This window comes from Winslowiella sp. 2C04 (assembly GCF_050037805.1).
GTDB lineage: Bacteria > Pseudomonadota > Gammaproteobacteria > Enterobacterales > Enterobacteriaceae > Erwinia > Erwinia toletana_A.
Genome location: NZ_CP188300.1, coordinates 2,963,326 through 2,987,385, shown reverse-complemented (window position 1 = coordinate 2,987,385; position 24,060 = coordinate 2,963,326). Strand labels below are relative to the sequence as shown.

General features: G+C 47.4%; 20 protein-coding genes and 3 tRNA genes. 20 read left to right on the top strand and 3 right to left on the bottom strand.

All coding sequences use genetic code 11. The annotated features are described in order from the left end of the window. Positions 1–51 precede the first annotated feature (51 nt). The gene (locus tag ACP3TC_RS13410) at positions 52–1,035 is read left to right on the top strand and encodes a metal-dependent hydrolase (protein ID WP_313856841.1); all 984 of its coding nucleotides are present in this window, start codon (positions 52–54) and stop codon (positions 1,033–1,035) included. An 81-nt stretch (positions 1,036–1,116) separates the two neighbouring features. Here ACP3TC_RS13410 and cycA read toward each other — a convergent pair whose 3' ends face one another. Next, positions 1,117–2,511, bottom strand: a complete 1,395-nt coding sequence (gene cycA / locus ACP3TC_RS13405) for a D-serine/D-alanine/glycine transporter (RefSeq protein WP_313856842.1) — start codon at positions 2,509–2,511, stop codon at positions 1,117–1,119. Between the two features lie 332 nt (positions 2,512–2,843). Here cycA and ACP3TC_RS13400 point away from each other — a divergent pair, with 332 nt between their 5' ends. From ACP3TC_RS13400 to ACP3TC_RS13390, 3 genes are all read left to right on the top strand, one after another. Continuing rightward, positions 2,844–3,542, top strand: coding sequence for an extensin family protein (locus ACP3TC_RS13400; protein WP_313856843.1), 699 nt, complete (start codon positions 2,844–2,846; stop codon positions 3,540–3,542). Positions 3,543–4,078: 536 nt separating this feature from the next. Beyond that, complete coding sequence (sdiA, locus tag ACP3TC_RS13395; RefSeq protein ID WP_426816645.1) at positions 4,079–4,801, top strand: transcriptional regulator SdiA; 723 nt, start codon at positions 4,079–4,081, stop codon at positions 4,799–4,801. Positions 4,802–4,928: 127 nt separating this feature from the next. Next, entirely contained in the window at positions 4,929–5,537 is a 609-nt protein-coding gene (locus ACP3TC_RS13390; protein ID WP_426816644.1) for an autoinducer synthase, read from the top strand. A gap of 145 nt (positions 5,538–5,682) precedes the next feature. Here ACP3TC_RS13390 and ACP3TC_RS13385 read toward each other — a convergent pair whose 3' ends face one another. Then, complete coding sequence (locus ACP3TC_RS13385) at positions 5,683–5,907, bottom strand: DUF2594 family protein (protein ID WP_313856846.1); 225 nt, start codon at positions 5,905–5,907, stop codon at positions 5,683–5,685. Positions 5,908–6,413: 506 nt separating this feature from the next. On the opposite strand from ACP3TC_RS13385, the gene uvrY reads away from it, so the two are divergent. From uvrY to ACP3TC_RS13320, 13 genes are all read left to right on the top strand, one after another. Then, a complete protein-coding gene (gene uvrY / locus ACP3TC_RS13380; RefSeq protein WP_313856847.1) occupies positions 6,414–7,073 on the top strand; it encodes a UvrY/SirA/GacA family response regulator transcription factor in 660 nt (219 codons plus the stop codon). Continuing rightward, positions 7,066–8,901 (top strand): excinuclease ABC subunit UvrC, encoded by a 1,836-nt coding sequence (uvrC, locus tag ACP3TC_RS13375; protein ID WP_426816643.1) that lies wholly within the window; start codon positions 7,066–7,068, stop codon positions 8,899–8,901. Before uvrY ends, uvrC begins: the two co-directional genes overlap by 8 nt. 71 nt (positions 8,902–8,972) lie before the next feature. Continuing rightward, complete coding sequence (gene pgsA, locus ACP3TC_RS13370; protein ID WP_313856850.1) at positions 8,973–9,521, top strand: CDP-diacylglycerol--glycerol-3-phosphate 3-phosphatidyltransferase; 549 nt, start codon at positions 8,973–8,975, stop codon at positions 9,519–9,521. Positions 9,522–9,672: 151 nt separating this feature from the next. Further along, a tRNA-Gly gene (locus ACP3TC_RS13365) sits at positions 9,673–9,748 on the top strand. 57 nt (positions 9,749–9,805) lie between these two features. Beyond that, positions 9,806–9,879: transfer RNA gene (locus ACP3TC_RS13360), tRNA-Cys, on the top strand. A gap of 11 nt (positions 9,880–9,890) precedes the next feature. Next, positions 9,891–9,976: transfer RNA gene (locus ACP3TC_RS13355), tRNA-Leu, on the top strand. Between the two features lie 566 nt (positions 9,977–10,542). Beyond that, positions 10,543–10,953 (top strand): hypothetical protein, encoded by a 411-nt coding sequence (locus ACP3TC_RS13350; protein ID WP_426816642.1) that lies wholly within the window; start codon positions 10,543–10,545, stop codon positions 10,951–10,953. A gap of 924 nt (positions 10,954–11,877) precedes the next feature. Then, on the top strand, positions 11,878–12,471 hold the full coding sequence (ecpA, locus tag ACP3TC_RS13345; protein WP_426818278.1) for a common pilus major fimbrillin subunit EcpA: 594 nt from the start codon (positions 11,878–11,880) through the stop codon (positions 12,469–12,471). 74 nt (positions 12,472–12,545) lie between these two features. Continuing rightward, on the top strand, positions 12,546–13,223 hold the full coding sequence (locus ACP3TC_RS13340; protein ID WP_426816641.1) for a hypothetical protein: 678 nt from the start codon (positions 12,546–12,548) through the stop codon (positions 13,221–13,223). A gap of 8 nt (positions 13,224–13,231) precedes the next feature. Beyond that, on the top strand, positions 13,232–15,748 hold the full coding sequence (locus ACP3TC_RS13335; protein WP_426816640.1) for a TcfC E-set like domain-containing protein: 2,517 nt from the start codon (positions 13,232–13,234) through the stop codon (positions 15,746–15,748). A gap of 81 nt (positions 15,749–15,829) precedes the next feature. After that, complete coding sequence (locus ACP3TC_RS13330; protein ID WP_426816639.1) at positions 15,830–17,425, top strand: fimbrial protein; 1,596 nt, start codon at positions 15,830–15,832, stop codon at positions 17,423–17,425. A 10-nt stretch (positions 17,426–17,435) separates the two neighbouring features. Beyond that, positions 17,436–19,040: a fimbrial protein gene (locus ACP3TC_RS13325; protein ID WP_426816638.1), complete on the top strand. Its 1,605-nt coding sequence runs from the start codon at positions 17,436–17,438 to the stop codon at positions 19,038–19,040. Next, on the top strand, positions 19,041–19,757 hold the full coding sequence (locus ACP3TC_RS13320) for a molecular chaperone (protein WP_426816637.1): 717 nt from the start codon (positions 19,041–19,043) through the stop codon (positions 19,755–19,757). A 167-nt stretch (positions 19,758–19,924) separates the two neighbouring features. Here the strand turns inward: ACP3TC_RS13320 and ACP3TC_RS13315 are convergent, their stop codons facing one another. After that, entirely contained in the window at positions 19,925–20,497 is a 573-nt protein-coding gene (locus ACP3TC_RS13315; RefSeq protein ID WP_426816636.1) for a TetR/AcrR family transcriptional regulator, read from the bottom strand. Between the two features lie 187 nt (positions 20,498–20,684). On the opposite strand from ACP3TC_RS13315, the gene ACP3TC_RS13310 reads away from it, so the two are divergent. From ACP3TC_RS13310 to pmrA, 3 genes are all read left to right on the top strand, one after another. Next, positions 20,685–21,572 (top strand): arginase family protein, encoded by an 888-nt coding sequence (locus ACP3TC_RS13310; RefSeq protein ID WP_426816635.1) that lies wholly within the window; start codon positions 20,685–20,687, stop codon positions 21,570–21,572. Positions 21,573–21,745: 173 nt separating this feature from the next. Then, complete coding sequence (gene eptA / locus ACP3TC_RS13305; RefSeq protein WP_426816634.1) at positions 21,746–23,389, top strand: phosphoethanolamine transferase EptA; 1,644 nt, start codon at positions 21,746–21,748, stop codon at positions 23,387–23,389. Next, complete coding sequence (gene pmrA, locus ACP3TC_RS13300) at positions 23,386–24,057, top strand: two-component system response regulator PmrA (protein WP_426816633.1); 672 nt, start codon at positions 23,386–23,388, stop codon at positions 24,055–24,057. The genes eptA and pmrA overlap by 4 nt, the downstream gene beginning before the upstream one ends. Positions 24,058–24,060 lie beyond the last annotated feature (3 nt).

Below are 24,060 nucleotides of genomic sequence, written 5' to 3'. Positions count from 1 at the left end.
TAAGGCAGCATAAGCCAGGCTTAAAAGAGTTTAATAATCAGGGAAAAGAGTATGGATTCGGTCTCACAATTGGTTCTGGGTGCTGCGGTAAGCGTGGCGGTAATGGGGCGTAAGGCGCCTTTGTGGCAGGCTGCGCTGGTCGGCGCGGTTTGTGGCACGCTGCCGGATATGGATGTGTTCGTCGATCACGGCGATGCTATACGTAATATGACGTTACACCGTACGGAAAGCCATGCGCTGATCTGGCTGACGCTGGCATCACCGCTGCTGGCGTGGCTGATTGCCGGTATTGTGCGGCAAAAACAGCTGTGGGTGCGCTGGTGGGTGGCGGTCTGGCTGGCATTGATTACGCATCCGCTGCTCGATCTGATGACGGTATACGGTACCCAGCTTGGACTACCGCTGACCGACTTCCCTTACGCAATCAGCAGTATCTACATTATTGACCCGCTGTATACCTTACCGCTACTGATTTGCCTGGTGGTGGCGCTCTGCCTGCGTGGTAAGCGTGGCCTGTGGTGGAACAGTCTGGGGCTGACGCTTAGTACGCTCTATCTTGGCTGGAGTATGGTGGCACAAAGCTATGCTACTCATCAGGTTAAAGCCGAAATTGCGCGTCAGCAAATTCCGGCGCAGCAGCTACTGGTGACGCCAACCGCTTTTAATACGCTGGTGTGGCGCGTGCTGGTGATGACGCCGCAGGGCTATGCCGAGAGCTATTATTCCTTGTTGTCACAACAGCGCCCGCTGAAATTCAGCCATCACGACAGTGGTGCGGCGCTATATCAACGTTATAAAGGTGACTGGTACGTCGATCGCGTAGCCTGGTTCAGTCACGGCTTCTTTGCCATGCGCGAGCAGCAGGGCAAGCTGATGATCACTGATTTGCGCATGGGAGAAGAACCGGATTACACCTTTACTTTTAACCTTGGCAATCAAGGAGAAGGGCAACAAGCGGATTTTCGACCGACGCGCGAGCCATTACCACGGCCATCGGTGTCCGGTTCGTTTCGTGAGTTGTGGGAAAGGTTATAGCGGGACGGCTACAGGCACTGGCGACGGTGATGACTGGAGTTGTGCAGAGGAGCCGTTTTCGGCTCCTCTGCACGATGAAAATTAAGCCTGCTTTCTTTTACGCATAAACCAGCCAATCGCCAGAATCAGGAACCAGACTGGCGTCACCATCAGTGCCTGACGGGTATCTTCCTGCAGCGTCAGCAGTACAATCACAAACGCGAAGAACGCCATACATGCCCAGCACATAAATTTGCCCAGCGGCATTTTATACACCGACTCGGCGTGCAGCTGTGGACGCTTCTTACGGTACGCCAGATACGAGCAGAGAATTATGGTCCAGACGAACATAAACAGAATTGCCGAAACGGTGGTGACCATAGTAAACACCGTCATCACGTTGGGAATCAGGTAGATCAACGCCACGCCGCCCAGCAGGCACAGGCACGAGAAGAACAGGCCGTTGGTGGGCACCGCGCGACGTGAAAGACGACCAAAGGCACGGTGCGCCACACCCTGTTCAGCCAGACCGTACAGCATACGGCTGGTGGAGAAAATACCACTGTTTGCTGAGGACGCGGCTGAGGTCAGTACCACAAAGTTAACGATGCTGGCCGCCGCGGGCAGGCCAATCAGCACAAACATTTCGACAAACGGGCTGCGATCCGCCACTACCTGGTTCCACGGCGTTACCGCCATAATCACCATCAGCGCCAGCACATAGAAGAAGATAATACGAATTGGAATCGCATTAATCGCGCGTGGCAGCACGGTTTTCGGATTATGCGTTTCTGCCGCAGCGGTACCCACCAGTTCGATACCGACAAAGGCGAACACCGCAATCTGGAAGCCGGCAAAGAAGCCGCTCAAGCCTTTCGGGAACATACCGCCGTGATCCCAGATATTGGATAACGCCGCATGGCTGCCGTTAGCAGAAGGGTAGTGAATGGCAACCAGCACAATGCCGGTGACAATCAGCGCGATGATGGCGACAATCTTAATAATCGCGAACCAGAACTCCATCTCACCGAACATTTTAACCGTGGCAATATTCAACGCGAGGAACACGGCCACGCAAAGCAGTGCGCTCATCCAGACCGAGAAGCCGGGGAACCACAGCTGGAAATAGGAACTGATGGCCACCACATCGGCAATACCGGTGACAACCCAGCAGAACCAGTAGGTCCAGCCGGTAAAATAGCCCGCCCACGGACCGAGCAGGTCGGCGGCGAAATCGCTGAAAGACTTATATTCCAGATTGGAGAGCAGCAGCTCACCCATTGCGCGCATCACGAAAAACAGCATAAAACCGATGATCATATACACGAAGATGATTGACGGTCCGGCCAGGCTGATGGTTTTACCTGAGCCCATAAATAAGCCGGTACCGATGGCACCACCGATGGCGATAAGCTGGATATGACGATTGTGGAGGTTACGCTGGAGCTTGTCCGGCGTATCAGTAGCCGGCGCGGCCTGTTTAGATTGATCAACCATAACGGTTCTGTTCCTGTCAGTGATGTTGTGTCAGCTCTGTTGGCTGTTATTTAATCTGAGGTGTCCCCAGGTAAGTTGGCATAAGATAGTGTAATTAAGGCGTTAGCGGGTAATTGTTTTTTAACATACGTGAGGGATATCCTGGTAATCACTGCCACAAGGGGATTCCAGGGTTAATCGCATCGCAGAAATGCGCTTTTAACCGACAGCGGGCAGGTAAAGTTCAGTATAAACAGCCCACCGACCTCCCGGGCCAGTCCGACAGAGTCTATTGTTAGCTATATGCTTAACACGAAACTGACCACCGTTGTCGCGTAAGGAAAGAGTCATCCGTGAAATTTCTGTTAACGATCATCGTTATTATTCTGGCGGGATGGCTGGCAATGCCATGGATAAAACAGCATCTGCCTGCGGAATATAATCCCTTCACGCCACTGTCGGTCACCGATCCTGCCAGTTTTATCACGCGCTACAAACTTCGTCAGCTGGACTCGGACCCACAAGCTTGCCTGGCGGTGATGGAGCGCGCACGCGAAGCCGGATTGGTCGCCTGGAGCCGGCCCGGTAAAATGGCGGGGAATTGTCCGCTGGATAATCCGTTGCGCCTGCAAAGTTTTGGCGCTGTCTCGCTGAGCAGTAGCTTTCTGGCCAGCTGTCCGATGGCGGTAAGTAGCGTGATGTTTGTGCATCGCGTCAGTAGCGGCAATGGAGTACCGGGTATGGCCTCGCCGCTGGCGCGAATCGATCATCTGGGGAGCTATGCCTGTCGTAATATTTATCATCGAGCCCAGGGGCGTTTGAGTGAGCATGCCACCGCCGATGCCTGGGATATCGCCGGATTCCAGCTGAAAAACGGCGAGAAAATAAGCGTATTACGTCACTGGCAGCAGCCGGAAGAGAAAGCGGCCTGGTTGCATCAGGCTTTCCAGCAAAGCTGCGACTATTTTGGCAATTCGCTGGGGCCGGATTACAACGCGGCTCACGCTAACCATTTTCATCTCGGAATGCGCGGGTTTGGCCTGTGCAGATAGCGTTTAATAGGTCAGGAAAGAATTTTCTAATAATAAAAAAGAATAACGCACGGGCAACCAGCCAGTGTGAGCAGCATCACTCATTAACCGTCACTGCTATTGGTTATAATTGACGTCACCGAATTTAACTGTATGTTATGCATGGATTTTATTGAAATTTTTCTCATCGGATTTAACTTGAGTAACCAAATGTAAAATTATGTTCCAATAATAAGATCAAAAATATTGAATATTCTTCAGAAAAATCCTATTCTAAAAAGATGCAGATTAAAGACAACAATTCGGCCAAAACCTTTATGACGAAATTGTGACGTCAGCGAGCCACTAACATGCACCGCTTTTAATGATGTCCGACCAGATGCTCTAATTAGTGACAGAAAATTTATTAATCACTGTTTTTCACCAATGGATTAGTATCAGCGCGCTGCAGATGGAATAAGTTAAATTGACGGAATATATTTATTTTTTTGTAATTGTATTTGCAATTAACAATTATAACCGCGGCGCGAATTAACATCACGACTGGTGAGGGTTTCATGATATCCGAAAACTATTTCAGCTGGCGCAAAGAGCTGTTTGCTCTTTTCCAGTCCGCTACTGAAACAGGCCAGTTAATCAAAATTGCTCAGCAGCAGGCTGAGAGTTTAGGCTATGACTATTGCACTTTTCTGATTCAGCATCCGGTGCCTTTTACCCGGCCCAAAACCTGGTTCTTCACCACTTATCCGGAATTCTGGTTAGAGCATTATCAAAAAGAAAACTTTCTACAAATCGATCCGATCGTTGCCATGCGCCAGTTGCCCGGGCATACCGTTCAATGGCGTGACGAGCTGTTTATCGGCTGCGAAAAGCTGTGGGGTGATGCGCAGGATGCCGGTCTGATATCGGGATATTCCTGCTCGGTGATGGGAGCGAACAGGATTACCGGCATACTGTCGTTATCCTCCCGCAGTGGAATACATCATCGTGACACCAGCCTGGTGTTTGAAATGAAACTGCAATATCTGGCTGAAGTGTATCTGGCGACGCTGGAACGACTCAACGACCCGACGGTATCCGTTATCGATATTGGCTTTAGCCGGCGCGAGCTGGAAATAGTGAAATGGACTGCTGAAGGAAAGACAGCCTCTGAGATATCGCTGATTTTATCTATCTCTGAACACACGGTTAATTTTCATCAGAAAAATATGCAAAAACGATTTAATACCGCGAATAAAACGCAAATTGCCTGCTATGCCGCGGCAATTGGTTTGCTGTGAAGTTATTGCAACTACCAGAACTGGTAGTTCCATATCATTAATCGGTTGTCTACCCTGCGCGCAGGGTAACAAACCTGCCAGACCGCGATGGCGCGGCAATAATCATGGAATGCGACAGGTGACAATAATGAAGATTATTCAGACCCAACTTAAAGATATGCCATCCTCGTTATTAGCGGAATTGGGAAGTTACCGTTACAACGTTTTTGCGCGCGGTGAGGGCTGGTCGATCCCCTCGCGGCTGAGCACGCCGGGCCAGGAGTATGACCGTTTTGACCGTTCAGATGTTACCTGGCTGATCGCCTGGAGCCAAAATCATGGCATTTGTGGTTGCGCGCGCCTGATGAAGTGGCCAGAAAGTGATAATCCTCAAGGTGCTTCATTGGCGGTTGATCGGCATATTACCTGGGAGATGTCGCGTTTTTCTGCGCGTCTGGATATCGACAATGAGCTGCCGCTGAAAATTCTCTGGCATGCATTGCGGATGGCGAAACAGGCTGGTATTCAGTATGTCGCCAGTGCCGCGACGCCGATGATGGAAAAAATGTTTGAACGCCACCAGATTATTTTTGAACCCTTAACGCCAGGATTGATCCAGTCGGAAGATAATCTGTTTGCGGTGAGACTGGCGGTCAGGCAACCGGCGCTGGTGGAAAAGTTTCAGGGATCGCGCCATTTCAGCCCGGAGGAGGTGTTGCCTTCGCTGGCGATGTCAGTTAACTGGGACGCCGGCTGATCGCGTCTGTCGTCCAGACACAGACATCATCCAATAGTGCGTTGCTATAAAAGCCCATTGCTTCTTTCTGTCTACCCTAAAGATTACACGTTGGGTTAATTCAGCTGGAAAATCAATGGGCTTACAAACTAAAGCAGTAAAACGCTTACTGACGGTAAGCGAACTTGATCTGTTTGATGGTATTACTGAAAACGTCCGCCTGCTGCTGGTCTTCCAGCTGCGCGATAAACCTTTCCATATTGATAATCACTTTACCGGCGTCTGCCTGACCCATGCCTTTCAGCATCAGAGTGACCATCGCCTTAAGACAGGCCACTTCATTGGCCAGCGCCTGAGTTTCTTCAGAGGTAGTAAAGTCAATCTGACTCATTGATGTCTCCTTGATAAGATTAATCCCCCACATATCGCTTGCGTTATGTGAATAAAAAAAGTGCAGTAAGTATATCACAACTCGTCCGGCCGCTAATGGCTGCAAGAGGAAACGCAGCGGATGAGCACGCCAGCCAGTTCAATGAAAGATAAACATTAACCAGAGATTTTACTGCCTGACGGCAATTTTCTGCTCGACGAGGAGGTAATTGACAGCTAATGATTGATAACAGATGTTACTAATTTAACTCGTTGAATTGTCATGTTTTGTCATTTTATGTGGCGCGACTGCCGCAACATTAAATTAGCTATATGCATAATTAACCGCACGTTACCTTAAAAAAAATATAACTTTTTAATCTCAATTATTTCTTCATGTAAATAGTATCGTTCAGCGGCCTCAGCCATATGATTTGTGTTCATTCCTGAACGAAAAAAGAGTAACATTACCCTCTAAATTTGCCGGTTTACTTTATTCCACCTTCGACTTTTCTGGAGAGATCTCTTTTGATCAGCGTTCTTCTTGTAGATGACCACGAACTGGTACGCGCAGGGATTCGTCGCATACTGGAAGATATCAAAGGCATTCTGGTTGCCGGGGAAGCAAGCTGCGGCGAGGATGCGGTTAAGTGGTGTCGTGCGAACAACGTTGATGTCGTGCTGATGGATATGAACATGCCGGGTATCGGCGGGCTGGAAGCCACACGTAAGATCGTGCGCTTTAATCCCGATATTAAAATAATCATGCTCACTATTCACACAGAAAATCCGTTGCCGGCTAAAGTGATGCAGGCGGGAGCCGCTGGCTACCTGAGCAAAGGTGCGGCACCGCAGGAAGTGATCAGTGCAATTCGTTCAGTTAATTCGGGCCAGCGCTATATCGCTTCTGATATCGCGCAGCAAATGGCGCTTAGCCAGATCGAACCACAAAAAGCAGAATCACCGTTCAGCTGTTTGTCGGAGCGCGAATTACAGATTATGCTGATGATTACCAAAGGGCAGAAGGTGACCGAGATTTCGGAGCAGCTTAATCTCAGCCCCAAGACGGTTAACAGCTATCGTTATCGCATGTTCAGCAAGCTGAATATCAGCGGTGACGTAGAGTTAACGCACTTAGCCATTCGTCACGGCATGTTTAATGCGGAGTCGTTGATAAGCAGTGAGTAGTGAAGCGTTTGACGCAACATCTTTCCTGAAGACCGTAACCAGCCAGCCGGGCGTCTATCGGATGTACGATGCTGGTGGTACGGTTATCTATGTGGGTAAAGCCAAAGATCTGAAAAAGCGCTTATCCAGCTATTTTCGCAGCAATGTTGGCAGTCGCAAAACCGAAGTGCTGGTCAGTAACATCCGGCAGATTGACGTGACCGTTACTCATACTGAAACCGAAGCGTTGCTGCTTGAACATAATTACATCAAACTGTATCAGCCGCGCTACAACGTGCTGCTGCGTGATGATAAATCCTATCCTTATATTTTCCTGAGCGCGGACACGCATCCGCGTCTGGCGTCTCACCGTGGCGCCAAACACGCCAAAGGCGAGTACTTCGGACCTTTTCCAAATGGTTACGCGGTACGTGAGACGCTGGCGCTGCTGCAAAAAGTCTTTCCGGTACGGCAATGTGAAAACAGTGTCTATCGCAACCGCTCGCGTCCCTGCCTGCAATACCAGATTGGACGCTGTCTCGGGCCGTGTGTCGCCGGACTGGTCAGCGATGAAGAGTATGCGCAGCAGATTGACTATGTGCGGCTGTTTCTCGCCGGTAAAGACGACCAGGTGCTTAATCAGCTGGTCAGCCGCATGGAACAGGCCAGCATTGGGCTAAGGTTTGAGGAGGCTGCACGCCTGCGCGATCAAATTCAGGCGGTACGCCGCGTCACTGAGAAGCAGTTTGTTTCCAATCAGGGTGACGATCTGGACGTGATTGGTGTCTCTTTTGATTCTGGTATGGCCTGCCTGCACGTGCTGTTTATTCGTCAGGGTAAAGTACTGGGCAGCCGCAGTTATTTCCCAAAAGTGCCGGGCGGCACCGATCTGGCGGAAGTGGTGCAGACCTTTGTCGGACAGTTTTATCTGCAGGGCAGTGAAGCACGTAGCTTGCCCTCAGAGATTCTGCTCGACTTCGCGCTACCCGAACGCCAGCTGCTGGCCGACTCGTTAACCGAGTTGGCGGGCCGTCGCGTCAATATCCAGAGCAAACCGCGTGGCGATCGCGCGCGTTACCTGAAACTGGCACGCACCAATGCCGCGACGGCGCTGGTCACGAAACTGGCGCAGCATTCGACGATACATCAGCGTCTGGCGGCACTGGCTGAATTGCTAAAACTGCCGGCGATTAATCGCATGGAGTGTTTTGATATCAGCCATACCATGGGTGAGCAAACCATCGCTTCCTGCGTAGTGTTTGACAGCAATGGGCCGCTGCGAGCGGAATATCGGCGTTATAATATCAGCGGTATTACTCCCGGCGATGATTATGCGGCAATGAACCAGGTGCTGCGACGTCGTTACGGTAAGGCGCTGGAAGAGAATAAAATCCCGGATGTAGTGTTAATCGATGGCGGCAAAGGGCAGCTGTCGCAGGCGAAAAGCGTCTTTGCTGAACTGGACGTGCCGTGGGATAAAAATCGACCGATATTATTAGGCGTGGCGAAAGGGACCGATCGTAAGGCAGGACTGGAAACGCTGTTTTTTGAACCAGAAGGTGAAGGTTTTTCTCTGCCGCCGGACTCTCCGGCGTTACATGTGATTCAACATATTCGTGACGACTCTCACAATCATGCAATTACGGGACATCGTAATAAAAGGGCGAAAGTGAAGAACACCAGCGCGCTGGAATTGATTGAAGGAATCGGCCCGAAGCGCCGCCAGCAGCTACTTAAATACATGGGTGGACTGCAACCGCTGATGGCGGCAACAGTGGATGAAATTGCCAAAGTACCGGGCATTTCACATGCCCTCGCGGAAAAAATATTCTATTCGCTGAAACACTAGCATTGAATACCGGGGTGCAATGTAGGAACATACGGGTAAATCCTACTTCGGCCAGACAGTTACCGTAGCATATGCAATTTAATATTCCGACGTGGCTCACCCTGTTTCGTGTCATTCTTATCCCGTTCTTTGTGCTGGCATTTTATCTGCCATTTCATTGGGCGCCCCTGGCCTGCGCGCTGATTTTCATCGTCGCGGCCGTAACCGACTGGTTTGATGGCTTCCTGGCTCGACGCTGGAAGCAGACCACGCGCTTTGGTGCCTTCCTCGATCCGGTCGCGGATAAAGTGATGGTGGCAATGGCGCTGGTGCTGGTTGCCGAACATTTTCACTCCTGGTGGATCACCTTACCGGCTGCAACCATGATTGCTCGCGAAATCATTATCTCGGCGTTACGCGAGTGGATGGCGGAAATCGGTAAACGCAGCAGCGTGGCAGTATCCTGGATAGGCAAAGTGAAAACCACTGCACAGATGCTGGCGCTGTTCGCGCTGTTATGGCGTCCGGACAGTATGGTAGAAGGCGTTGGCGTGGTTGCACTGTACATTGCAGCGGTGCTGACGTTCTGGTCTATGTTCCAGTATTTAAGCGCAGCACGTGGCGATTTGTTTGAACGTTGATCGATACGATTTAAAAAGCAGCAAACAGACACGAAGTGAGGATAATTTTATTGACTCATTTCTACAGGTCAGTAGAATGCAACGCATCGAACGGCAGCTCAGTCGCCAGAAGATAAATTAAATCAGCAGGTTCGGTTGTTTGCTGATGACTGCGGGAATAGCTCAGTTGGTAGAGCACGACCTTGCCAAGGTCGGGGTCGCGAGTTCGAGTCTCGTTTCCCGCTCCAAATTTACGTTATCAGACCTTATCTGGTAACAGCCTGAAAAGGCTAAGCAAGAATTAAGGCGCGTTGGCAGAGTGGCCATGCAGCGGATTGCAAATCCGCCTACCTCGGTTCGACTCCGGGACGCGCCTCCAGTTTACACCTTGCCCGGGTGGTGAAATCGGTAGACACAAGGGATTTAAAATCCCTCGGCTTATGGCTGTGCGGGTTCAAGTCCCGCCCCGGGCACCATCAATTCAGGAAAAAGTCACCTTTGGGTGACTTTTTTTTTGTCCGTATTCCACCGTATCACCCGATAGCGGCTTGTCTTCCAGTAAATATCCCTTTGCAAACTGCCAGAAAAATACTCAATTGGAGGGTATTGTGACGAATAATGCACATAATCGATCCTCAGATCGCATCTGGAAAGGTAATTCCGTAGCCGCAAGGCTGTCAATGTGGCAATGATATTAACCTGGACATGATAATGTCATTTTGCTGAAGCTGCTGCTGATTAAAATATCTGTTTATCTTGGCGGTGGAAAGTTGTGGTTAAGGCTAACCCTCTCTGTTAACTGAATCCACTGGTTGCCAACAAGAACATACTTTTGATTCTGTCATCCAACAGTAGGGCAATAAAGATAATGACACTCGTTATTTGCTCTCTCTGACCAGCGCTGAATTTCTTACCTGTCTTACCATCTCTTTGCCATTATCGGCATTATCGCTATGGATGCGTAAAGAATTGCAGATGGAAGACTTCGCTGTCGCCCTGGTAACGGGTGGGCAGTTCTTATCTACGATTCTTACACGCAGAGATGCGTGCATGCTGGCTGAAACGCGGCGGTCGCTATCTCACTCGCCGCGGCATGATGTTTTGCGCCATTGCCTGTCTTTTCTCTCTGCTTTCTGGATTTATATTCTCAAGTATCATGGCGAAATTTGTACTAGTGCTGATTGCCCGTATCATTATGGGATATGGCCAAAGCGTGATTCTGACCGGTAATATGACCTGGGATTTTCATCTTCCCTGCTATGGCGGTAGTGGCAACGAAGCGGATGCCGGTAGAGGTGAGGGGAATGACGGCTGGCGGCTGCTCTACATTCCAGGATATGGCCTCTGCGCATTGCTTGCCTTAATTGGTGCAGTGCTGGTAGCTGAGTTAGCGAGAAGTACAGGCAGTGTATGCATAAGAGCAATTGAAAAATTTTTGAGTCAATCACTTTGATTTAGCGCTGAGTGACTTTTTTCTTCTGGAGATCACCGTATAGCTTATATCTCCAACCTGTTTAAATTCTTCTTAACATGCATTTCTGTCAGTGGGCTGACAGTGCGAGTACAACCAAGGAAGTATTGGTCCGTAAGGATAACCTAAATGGCCTTTTCAACTTGGTAAGCGAACTCTCTGGCTCGAATTGTGATTGTGGCGGAGATACTCACCCGGATCAATTTTTATAGAATAATCGGGATAAACTTACTGATCTGACTGTACTTGCATTAAGTAATCGAAATTTTCATTAATGCTATTGAGAGCAAGTTAAATACTATCGGTTTATGTAAGGGAAGTTCAAATTTATTATTCCAGTTACACTAGCTGTATAAATCCAGGTAACCTGGAGTGAGCACTTAAAAAAGCTGAGTGTTAACCAGGAATTGTAAAGTATTGTCAATAAAAGAGCATCGATCGGTGTTTTCAATCTAAACGACTTGAATGATTGTCAGTCCCTATCAATTGATCCGAAATTGATCTGTAAAAACGATTTCCCGCCAATATGCAATTAAGCTAAATTTCAGCCCACAATAAGATTTGATTTAAAATATGATGCTTTTTACCAGCGTATAATTTAGCTTGATAATAAATTGATATATATCAATTTTCATTACTAAGGCTTTTATTTAGGTTAATAACTCACAGTAATAAACAGATGATGTGAAATTATCTCGCTGCAATGAAGATTAAATGTTAATTAATCAGGTTGATTACGCAGCGGAAGCTATTTTGATGATTGGAAATTAACTGCCTAACGGCATTAAAAGTGGCTGTTAACTACGACGCTTTAAACACATACAAATGAAACGAATTCATATTTCGCAGGAACAACTCCTGCAGTTTATTGCTCATTGTTTGAGCATCAAATATTGGAGAAAAGTAATGACAAAATTTAAATTGTCAGGTTGTGCCGCAGCGGCTCTGGCGCTGATTAGTTTCAATGCATTCGCTGATGTTACCGCTTCAGCTACCGCAAGTTGGGATGCCAGCGCAACTAAAGATACCACCAGTTCCTTGGTAGTTACGCCATTAAAGTCACTGAGTTTTCAATATGCGGAAGGTACTGAAGCATTTAACACTCAAGAAGGCGCATTTGATATCACGATTCAGGGACAGTCAGGCGCAACCGATTTTACGCTGACTTCTCAGCTGGTAAGCAATACCTTATCGCGCACTACTGATGACTCCACCCTGGATGTTGGAGTTGCTTGGAACGGAACGCCGTTAACCAAAACTTCTGCGGTAACCATGATTGATACTGCAGATAGCGTGTCTGCTGGTCTGGACGCATTGGCCGTGAGTACTGCATTTGCCGGTGCTGATCGTACAAGCACTCAGGGGTCATTTAATTTCTCAATCGAATCAGCGTCTGCAGACGGTGAAACAGTTGCCTTTAAAGAGCTGACTGACGGTTACTGGGATGGAGAAGTTCGAGTCCAGTTTACTGCAGTCTGGACCGTACCAACTGAAGCCTAAGATTCAAGCGCTTAATAGCGGCTGGCTGAGTCAATTATTAGAAAGGAGGCTGCGGCCTCCTTTAAGGATATCTCGTGAAAGTCACACATCCGATAGCTGTTATTATTACATTATTAGCCTCATTTTCGGCTCAGGCGATAAATGTGGGTGAGGTTACCTCTATTATGTCTCCGAGTGCATTCAGCCTGGCAAAAGAGATCAGCAATCCAACGGATTCTGCCCGCCTGGTGAGTTTGAAAGTTGAGCGCATTTCATCCCCGATGGAAAGCGGTATTGTTATTCCTATGGAAAGTCAATCGGAACTACTTTCAACTCCGGCAAACCTGATAATGCCGGGTAACTCAAAAGAAAACTTTCGTGTTTTCTATAAAGGACCAGAAGATGATAAAGAGCGATACTACCGTCTGTCCTGGTCTGATGAGCCGGTTACTGATGATGGCGCCACCAGCAGCCGAAAACAGGGTCAGGCAATGACTTCGGCAATCATCAACACCATTCTGGTAGTTGCGCCGCGCAAAGAGAAGTTCGATTTTTCACGGCAGGGGGCTACGGTGACCAATACCGGAAATGCTTCATTTCGGGTAATCTCTTTCGGGCCATGTCGCGATAAAAAGAAGGATCTGGGGAAGGGTTGCCGCGAGCGTTACTACGTGATGCCAGGCGTTAGCATAAAAATACAACATATAGATCTTAATGAGAAAAAATCTCGCATAGGAATATGGCACGGACAGAAATATATTAATGTAGATTAATTCATATTATGAAGAACCTTGATTGCGTAAAATTAATTTTTATTCTTGGGGTTATTTTAATGTCGCAAAATGCCTTTTCGGATAACAAAATAGCCTCTGTGCGTATTAATAACTATGTTATTCCTGCGGTGTTTGTCAGTGCGCTTAATCAAGGTATGAATGTTCCTGTCTATATTCGTTATAAAGGTGATACCACCAGTGCCCGAAGCGAGCAAAAAATTGCAGATGTGGTCTTAAGCATTAAAGAGGGATCTTTTCATATCAATCAAGTCATCCTGGATGAGCAGCCACAACGTACTGAGCTATCACCCGCGCTTAAATCCAGACTGATAGAATTGAAGGATGTCAGTTTTGGTGATGGTTCACGGCTGGATGTTACAAAGGAAGCTTTTCTCTCATTAGAGGCAAAATCTTTTTATATTGAGTTAAATGTAAGCCAGGACGCGTTAGCTGCCGCGATAATACCTCGTACAAATACCCTGGGGGATTCCTCGATTGAAGGCGTAACGAGCGTGTTAAATTATACCTTTGGTAGCTATTATAATAAGCTAAAAAATTCAGATAATTCAAGTAGCTATATCACGCTGAATAATACTATGGCCTGGCGTGAACATCATGTTAACCTTAACGGTTCAATCTATGGTATCGGCACTCCCTACAGTAACGGCGAACTCTATCGCGCAATGTACGAGCGGGATCACGATGGGCACCGATTGGCTGTCGGTATGGTTGATACCTGGAACTTACAATCTATAGCCAGTATGAGTGCACTGAACTCCAGCCGCATCTATGGTGCCAGTTTTGGCTACAGAAGCAGTACGCAGATCGAGGACAATACGCTGTCATTGTTACCTGTCACGGTGTTTTTACCCGCTGCAGGCGAAGTGCATATTTATCGTGATAACAAGCTGCTGAGTATCCAAAATTTTCCCATGGGCAGTTACGAAATAGATACCTCGCGCTTGCCGTTTGGCGTCTATAACGTAGATGTTCAGGTTGTGGTTAATGGCAGGGTAGTCAGCAACCGTAATGCCCAGATAAACAAAACCTTCTCACGTAGATCCAGCATTACCGGTGACTTATCCTGGCAGATTTTTGGTGGTACGCTGGAATACAATAAAAGAGATTATCGCCATCGTCAAAACATAAGCTATGGTAAAAAGGACACCTGGATATCAGGTGTGGCAGTGGCGACGACACAGCCGTGGTTTTCCGGCGTTAATTTGAAATCTACGCTCTATGGATTTGACAACAATGGCGTAAATGAGACCGAAGCCAACTTTATCTTTAGCGATAAATTCACTGTTAATCAGCAAGTGCTTTTGGCTACCGATAGTAGCTGGCGCAGTATTTCAACATTAAATCTTAGTCTGCCACAGGGTTACGGCAGTCTTTGGACCACACGTGAAAAGAGTTATATTGGCGATCGATTAGGTATGCAGAAAGGCGAGGCTTTTTCAGTGGGGGCCACAGCAAATTTAAACAAGATAAGCGCTTACCTGGGTTCTCTGACGCTAAGCACTACCAATGACAGGACTGCCGGTAATAAATATACTAATGTAGACTATAATCAGTCACTGTTCTCTAACCGGCATGCTACGGTTTCACTGCGCACCGGCATACAACATTATACATATGATGATCGCAACACATCCCGCGATAAATATATCAATATCGATGTGTCGATACCACTATCTACCTGGTTTAGCGCTGGCGTATCAAGTGAAAATGGCAATATGCTGGCAAATGCCACCGCGCGTAAGAGTATCAGTGACAGTGCCATAACTCAGGTAGGTGGATCGCTTTCAAAAAGAATTAGCCAAAAGGATGACAGCAGCCATCAAACGAATGACTTTGCTGCCAATGGCTACGCGGCTTTTGACACTAAATATAATACCGGCAATGTTTCAGTGACTCATACCTCGGATCGCAGTTCTACATTCAATATGAGTTCACAAGGCAGCGTTGGCTGGGCAAAGGATGGCATTGCGATGGGAAAAGGATCGCAGAGTTCAGGTGTGATGATCAAGACAGACTTCAATGATACAGGCACTATGCTGGCTAATATAAATGGGCGTAACTATCCAATCAGCGGTAAGAACAACTATATTAGTTTACCAGCTTATGCAGAATATAAAATTGAATTAATGAATGATAAAAATTCAGAAGATAGTGTAAGTGTCGTGAATGGGCGTCAAAACCAGATCGTTCTGTATCCTGGTAACGTTGGCGTGATTAATCCTGAAATTAAACAGCTGGTTACTGTTTTTGGTCGTATAAAATCTGAGGACGGAACGCCATTTGCCAATATGGATATCCAAAATCACATCGGGAAAACCAGAACGGATGATCAGGGTGAGTTTTCAATGGATATTGACAAGCGCTATGCTTTTATCACTATGACCAATCAGGACAATAATCTTTGTGAAGTTGAACTTGATTTGAGGGAGGCGCGTGGTGCAATTTGGCTTGGCGATCTTACTTGTCAGGTTCAGAAAAAATATGCACTGCGTAGAAATAAATAATTAGTGAAATGTTGATTGTGTTTTTTGGAAAAACAGGGTTAAAGTTTTATAAATTATTATTATGCCATAGACAAAAAAGTTATGAAATTAAAAATATTCGTATTCATTTTTATTTTTTCCTCACCGTGTATAGCGGCGACATCTGTTCCGCTTAATGTAGGGAATAATAATTACGTTTTCATTGAAAATGAAATCGATGGAGGCTACCTGGTAACTCCAAACACATTTGCACCAAGATTTACTGGATCGAATGTCTGGACCAAATATGCTACCAATCAGACAAGCTTGGGATTCCTGGGATATGCATGGTCGGTTCCCTATTATTATATTGATCTGTGGTTCGAAAACTCACCGATTAATCGACCTTTCCAGGGGCTTCGTTGTATTACTACGGGGGTTAATTGTCCGGCATCTGGCTACTTACCTGCTGAAGTTATCGATAACGACGGGATTTATCACACTAAAGCGGGTATCGATGAATCGAATGGGAGCTTTACCTATGGCTCCCTAACAGATGCGGCTTATCAATACTTTGGTTCGCGGCCTGTCGGTGCAAGCGATGCTTATACGTTAAATATTTGTGTGACACTTACAGATTACGATTCTGCCTCAGGCGTTCGCTGTAAGGATCTGACTGCTGGTGCAATCTGGTATGCTGTAAATATGACCTTGAATAAAGTCGGACATCTGACTTTGAATAGAACTAATTCTTCAGCAGAAATTTGGGTTGCCAGCGATGGAACACCAAGTACATCCACAAATTCAGACGATTGCTACACTTCAGTGGTCAATAATGTTACTGGTATAACATGTCGTATGGTTTCTTACAAATATCAGCGATCTGCTGATATAACAGGTAGCTTGATTTTTGGCATGGTCTTAAATACGGCCACGCTCGGATTCACTCCTGTCGCTGACTCAGTGAGATTTAGTAGTGATGGTCAAACGTGGTTTAATTATAACTTAACAACTCCCTATTTTAATATTTTTAAACAAGCTGGCGACGGTTATATTTACGTTTTTCTTTCCAAAACATTTCTACAAAATCTTGTAAACAATGGCATTTCCATCAGCAATAATGATTCGGTATTTACCTTTAATTTTTACAATGCTGTTGTTCCATTATCAGGGTATTATCAATTTACCGCATCCAATTCAATCAGTATTCTTCCTAAAGAATATGGAATCAGTATTACCTCCAGCGACGGCAACTCACGGCCCACTGAATCAGGCAGAATTGGTAGCGAGCAGCCGATAGAGTTTGAATATACCGTTACCACCTCCGCTGCGCGACAGGCAGATAGCATTATCGCTCAGGTAACTGGTGACACTACTACGCTTAATGGTGTGCCTTATTGTATTTTTAGCAGTCCGGATGAAACTTATAAAGTGCCTGTTCCGGCATACCTCTCTTACACATCGCAGTCTGGTGCAACCGTCAGAGAACGCAACAGTTGTGGCGAGGAGCCGATAGATATGACGAATGCGCTCTGGACTCAAACCGCGTGGGATGCTTCCGTAGACAGTGGATTTTTTTTCACCACCAATCTTATATTACAGTTTCCGATGAATGATACGCGGTCTGAGTTTACTCTGGACGGCGATCAGTGGATGGGAACCGTAAGCGCCAGTGGTGAAGTGAAAGTGACGGCGACCTGGGTCGGTGTTGATCGTTAAAGGGCATGTTATGTACAGAACGCTATATTTATTATATTTTATCCTCTCATCATCACCTTTAGCCGTGACGCCAACAACAATCAATGCTGGTAGTAACACTTATGTATTTATTGAAAATGAGGTAGATGGTGGCTATCTTATAACGCCCAATTCGTTCTCTCCGCGTTTTACCGGATCAAATGTCTGGACGAAATATGCTACCAATCAGACCAGTTTGGGTTTTTTGGGATATAATTGGTCAATGCCAAACCGTTACTATGATATCTGGATTGAAGATTCACCAATTAACACGCCCTTCCAGGGATTACGCTGTATTACTACCGGAGCTAATTGTCCGGCCTCGGGTTTTCTGGCAGCAGACGTTATTGATGAAAAAGGCTTTTATCACACCAAGGGTGGAAGTAATGAAGCGAATGGTGGTTTTGCCTATGGATCGTTAACTGATGCAGCCTATCAGTATTTTGGTTCCAGGCCAGTAGGTACAAGCGATGCTTACACAATAAATGTTTGTGTTACTACCACGGATTACGATTATGGCTCGGGCATCCGCTGCAAGGATCTGACCAGCAGTCAAGCCACATGGCGTGCGGTGAATATGAACCTGACCAAAGTCGGACACCTTACTCTAAACAGTACTAATGCGCTGGCAGAAGTGTGGGTGGCCAGTGATGGTACGCCAAGCACTTCATCAAATTCTGATCACTGCAGTATCGCCGTTGTTAACAACGTAAATGGCATAACATGCCGAATGGTTTCATATAACTATCAACGCTCTGCGGACATTACAACCAATTTGGTTTTTAGCATGGTTCTGAATACCACAACGCTGGGTTTTACTCCCGCAGCTACTACTATAAGATACAGTGGAGATGGATCAACGTGGTACAATTACAGTGCCTCCAGACCTTATAATAATATATTCCAGCAGGCGGGTAATGGTTATGTTTACGTCTTTCTGTCTAATGTTTTTCTAAAAAACCTTGTCGACAGGAGTATTTCCATCACCAATAATGATTCGATTTTCACCTTCAATTTTTATAATAGTGTTGTTCCTCTATCCGGCTACTATCAGTTTACCGCTTCTAACTCACTTAGCATCCTTCCGAAAGAATATGGTATCAGTATTGCCTCCAGCGATGGCCAGTCACATCCGACGGAATCGGGTAATATCGGGAGCGAGCAACCGATCGAATTTGAATATACTGTCACTACTTCTGCCATCCGCCAGGCGGACAGCATTACCGCTCAGGTTACCGGTGACGCTACGACGCTTAATGGCGTGCCTTATTGTATTTTCAGCTCTCCGGACAACACGCATAAAGTGCCTGTTCCGGCGTATCTCTCTTATACCTCGCAGTCTGGTGCAACCGTCAGAGAACGCAACAGTTGTGGCGAGGAGCCGATAGATATGACGAATGCGCTCTGGACTCAAACCGCATGGGATGCTTCCGTAGACAGTGGGTTTTTCTTCACCACCAATCTTAAATTACAGTTTCCGATGAACGATACGCGGTCTGAGTCTACTCTGGACGGCGATCAGTGGATGGGAACCGTAAGCGCCAGTGGTGAAGTGAAAGTGACGGCGACCTGGGTCGGCGTTAACCGTCAGGAGTGAATGATGCGATCGCTACGTGTAATTAAATTTGTCGGTTTACTCTTCGGGTTGATGCTGGTTGTGCAGCCAGTCAGAGCCATCTATCTGAATTCATTGATTTTTGATATTGAATCAGACAAGCAATTCCTGTCAATTCCCGTGGTCAATGATACCTCCCGCTCTAATTTATACACCGTATCGGCCTTCAGGATTGATAAGCCCGGGGAGGGCGGCGAAAATCGTATTCGGGGGAGTGAGATGGACGTTATCTGGTCACCCCTGAGCATCACGATCCCGGCGGGAGGAAAAGATTTCTTTAAGGTTTTCTATCGCGGACCAAAAGATAATCAGGAACGCTACTTCAGGATAGTGTTCAGAGAGTCCCCGATAACCATCATCCCTTTCAGGAATGATGAAAAAGCCACCGATGTAGTGCCAATGGTGACTATGAGCGCGATACTGATTGTACGCCCAAGGAATACTAATCTTATGCACGCCATTGATGAACGCAATGGCGTGATAAAAAATACCGGAAATACGTTTTTCAGGGTGATTATTCAAAAGGGATGCAATGGCGATGATGAAAGCTCAGAACAGTTTTATATGCTGCCGGGTGAAAGTTATCAGTCAGCTGCCGTGCGCGGTGAAAATAAGAAGTTTATCGTGGCGTTGGGGAAGTATATTCCTTTGGATGAGATGTGCGTAAATCAATCATCTGGCAACGCGGATAAAAAATGAATATTCTTCATAGAATTTATTATCTTATGCGTTCCAACAACCGGTTAAAGAACTAAGTCTCGGCCCTGACCGGTGTTTCAGCGAAAAGTCATCACAGGATGACTTTTCGTGTTCGTGCTGCCCGGAGTGAATCACGTCAAAATTGCATCTCAGAATATCAGGTTAACTTACATCAACATCTTTCTCAGCAGCTCGGGAAATATTGGCAGATCGCTCGCCAGTGAAAAGGCCGGGTTAATTGCTTTACGGCTGATAAGCCCGTCAATCAGGGCGAAGAGGATAATCGTGGTTTCTTCTAATCGGAGATCCTGACGAAATTCGCCCGCTTTAATACCGTTCTCAATGATGTCGGCGATTCCCTGACGCATAATCTTGTCGCTGGAGATAAACACATCGCGAAGTTCCGGGTTACGCGCCGATTCTGCAATGATTTCAACCCAGAGATGATGGGTGACCGGATAACCGACATTACTGATGCAGGAACTGATAACTTTACTCAGGCGCTGGAAATGAGAGCCTGAATAAGGCTCAGTCTGCGAGGTTAACGCCGACTGCTGCTCTTCGAGAACAATCTGGCGAATCAGCTCATCCTTACTTTTGAAGTAGGTGTACATCGCGCCCTGACTGATACCCGCACGCGTGGCAATCTCTCGCACGCTGGTCGCGCTGAAACCTTTCTCGGCAAAACAGGCGACGGCGGCAGTGAGTAGTTTATGGTATGTTTCGGTGTCCTTTGACATATCGGCCTTTTATCATCAGTTCAGGCCGGAACTTTACCCTGCTTTGACATTCTGAGCCAGATCTGAGCTCGTTAACGTTTTAATGATAATGCCGCTTGCCAGCAGAGAAGGTCTCTGACATGATAATGAATGAACGGTCATTCATTTTATTTGAGCTGGTTTAAGCTCAAATTTGGGAGAAGCGAATATGAATATCAGCACAGATAAAACTTTACGACTGATTTTCCCCCAGTGGCAGGGCGGCAATAATCCTGCTTACCAGTTTGGTGCACAGTTGCTGTCCTGGCTGGCTCCTGAAGCGTCCGGCCCGGTAGCAGAGGTCAACGTCGCTTCGCCACTGTCGGCACCTCTTGAAAACGAAGAGGGAATTATCGGCAGGGCCGCCTTACGCGCACAGCTCGCCAGCGCGCAGCAGCTGTTACAGTCGCACAACCCTGATGCCGTGGTGGTACTGGGCGGTGACTGCCTGGTTTCGCTGGCACCGTTTGCATGGTTAAGTGAAAAATACCGCGATAAGCTGGGCGTATTGTGGATCGACACCCATCCGGACGTGATGACGCCGGAACAGTTTGAGAACGCCCATGCGCATGTGCTGGGGGCACTGATGGGCAATGGCGATCCGGACTTAACCGCTGCCGTCACTTTGCCACTTTCAGCAGAGAAAATCATGATTGCCGGTATTCATCATCCCAGCGCATATGAGGCTGACTTTATCCGCCAGCACGGCATCAATACCTGTTCGCCAGCCGAGGTTAACTCGGGTGCGGAAGCGGTGATAAGCTGGATGGAGAGTCAGAATATTGAGTATCTCGCGATTCATCTGGATCTGGATGTTCTTGATCCTGCTGCATTCCGTTCAGTGCTGTTCGCGCGACCGGGGCGTAATGACAATGATTTTGGCGGTGCGGCAGAAGGCAAACTGCTGATTTCGGATGTGCTTTCACTCACCACTCAGGTGGCGAAAAAATCTCCGGTTGTCGGGCTTACCATTGCCGAACATCTGCCGTGGGATGCTGCTAATCTCAAGAGTATGCTTTCTCAGCTTCCGCTGTTGGGTACCGGCGCTAAGCAATAAAGCGCCGTTGGTCAGAGTTACGATACCGACGTGACTGAGTCAGTCTTAATGATTTAACGAAAGTTTTAGTATTGAAGGAAAATAACAAAGCTTAGCTGGCTTAAGGTTTTCCTAATCTTTGGCGGGCAGTATGGCCGCACTCAATACTGAGCTGTTAGAGAATGGACTTACTCATGTCATTGTCGTCAATCTTGAAAAGACCCACCCTCAGCCGGGTAGCTTTTCTGCTGCTGTTTTCTGCGTATATCGCCGTATTGCTTAATATCGCTTTTTATCGACAAGTTTTAACCGTCATGCCGCTGGCAACGCTGCATGACATGCTGGTGTTTTTATCGATGCCAGTAGTGGCATTCAGCGTCATCAATATTGTCGCTACGCTGGCATCGTTTTTCTGGCTGGATCGTATAGTCATCGCGATGTTTATCCTGGTGTCTGCCACCGCACAGTATTTTATTCAGAATTACGGCATTATTCTCGATCGTTCGATGATCACTAATATGCTGGATACGACCGCATCAGAGAGCTGGGCGCTGATCACACCTCAGCTGATAATCAGCCTGGTGTTATCCGGTGTGCTGATGGCCGCATTGGTTTTTTACCTCAGGATAAAAAAGTCTGTTCCGCGCTGGAAATCTTTACTTTATCGTGTCGCCAGCCTGATGATTTCCGTCGCGCTAATTGCGCTGGTGGCGCTGCTGTTTTATAAAGATTACGCCTCGCTTTTCCGCAATGATAAAGAGCTAATCAAATCGCTGTCACCTTCAAACAGTATTGCTGCATTCTGGTCCTGGTACGTCCACCACCGGCTGGATAATCTGCCGTTGGTGAGAATCGGCGAGGATGCCAGACAAAATCCACTAATGCTGACCGGTGCAAAAAACAATCTGACGATTCTGATCGTCGGTGAAACGTCACGCGCTGAAAACTTTTCATTGTCCGGATACGCAAAAATAACCAATCCACTGCTGGCGAACGATGGCGTTATCTGGTTTCCACATACCCACTCTTGTGGAACATCCACCGCAGTTTCCGTGCCCTGTATGTTTTCAAATATGCCCAGAGCACACTACGATGAAGGTCTTGCCAGTCATCAGGAAGGTTTGCTCGATATTATCCAGCGTGCAGGCATCAGCGTATTGTGGAATGACAATGATGGCGGCTGTAAAGGAGCCTGTGACCGGGTTCCGCACCGGGATATGACCGGTTTAAATTTGCCAGCCATGTGTATCAACGGTGAATGCTATGATGAAGTTTTATTCCATCAGCTCGATGATGATATCAGCCAGCTTAAAGGTAATGGCGTGATTGTGTTACATACTATCGGCAGCCACGGTCCGACCTATTATCATCGTTATCCGGTAAGCTTTCGCAAGTTTACCCCAACGTGTGATACCAATCAGATTCAGAGCTGCAGCCGGGAACAACTGGTCAATACTTATGACAACACGATTTTATATGTCGACTATATTGTCGATAAAGCGATTGGCATATTGAAAGCCCATCAGGATCGGTTTACCACCAGCCTGGTGTATCTTTCCGATCATGGCGAATCATTGGGTGAAAGTGGCGCGTATCTGCACGGCATGCCTTACGCCATCGCACCAGATCAACAGAAGCATGTTCCTATGCTGCTCTGGTTATCGGAAGATTATAAACACCGCTACGCGGTGGACTCGCATTGTCTGGCGCACCAGGCTGCCACTCAGGCTTACTCGCAGGACAATTTATTTTCAACCATGCTGGGGCTTACTGGCGTCATCACCAAAGAGTATCTTCCGGCGGATGACATTCTGACAGCATGCCGGGGTAACCAATGAAAGTATTAATCGCTGAAGATGATGCGCTGCTAAAGCAGGGGCTGGTGATCGCTCTGGAGAGCGAAGGCTATCAATGCGATGCCGTTTCAACCTGTCGAGATGCGCAGGCCAGCCTTGCCACCGGCTTATACAGCATGATGATTCTGGATTTAGGCTTACCGGATGAGGATGGCCTGCGCCTGTTGGGCCGAATGCGTCGCAACAAGATCACGCTGCCGGTGCTGGTTCTCACCGCCCGCGATACGGTTGAAGACCGTATCGCGGGTCTCGACAGCGGGGCGGATGATTATCTGATTAAACCGTTTTCGTTAGATGAGTTAATGGCCCGCATCCGGGCCTTAATTCGCCGCAACGTGAATCAGGGCGATGATAAAGTTGCGGCCGGCAATCTGGCGCTGGATCTGACCCACCGCACAATCCAGCTTAATGGCCGCAATCTGGAACTTACGCCAAAAGAGTATGCCATTCTCGCTCGCCTGATATTAAAAGCCGGCAACCCGGTGCATCGTGAAATCCTGCATAATGATATCTACAACTGGGAAAGTGACCCTTCAACTAATGCGCTGGAAGTCCATATACATAACCTGCGCGATAAAGTGGGGAAATCCACGATTAAAACCGTGCGTGGATTTGGTTACGCGTTAATTAATCCTGATGAGCCGGTTTAGCCC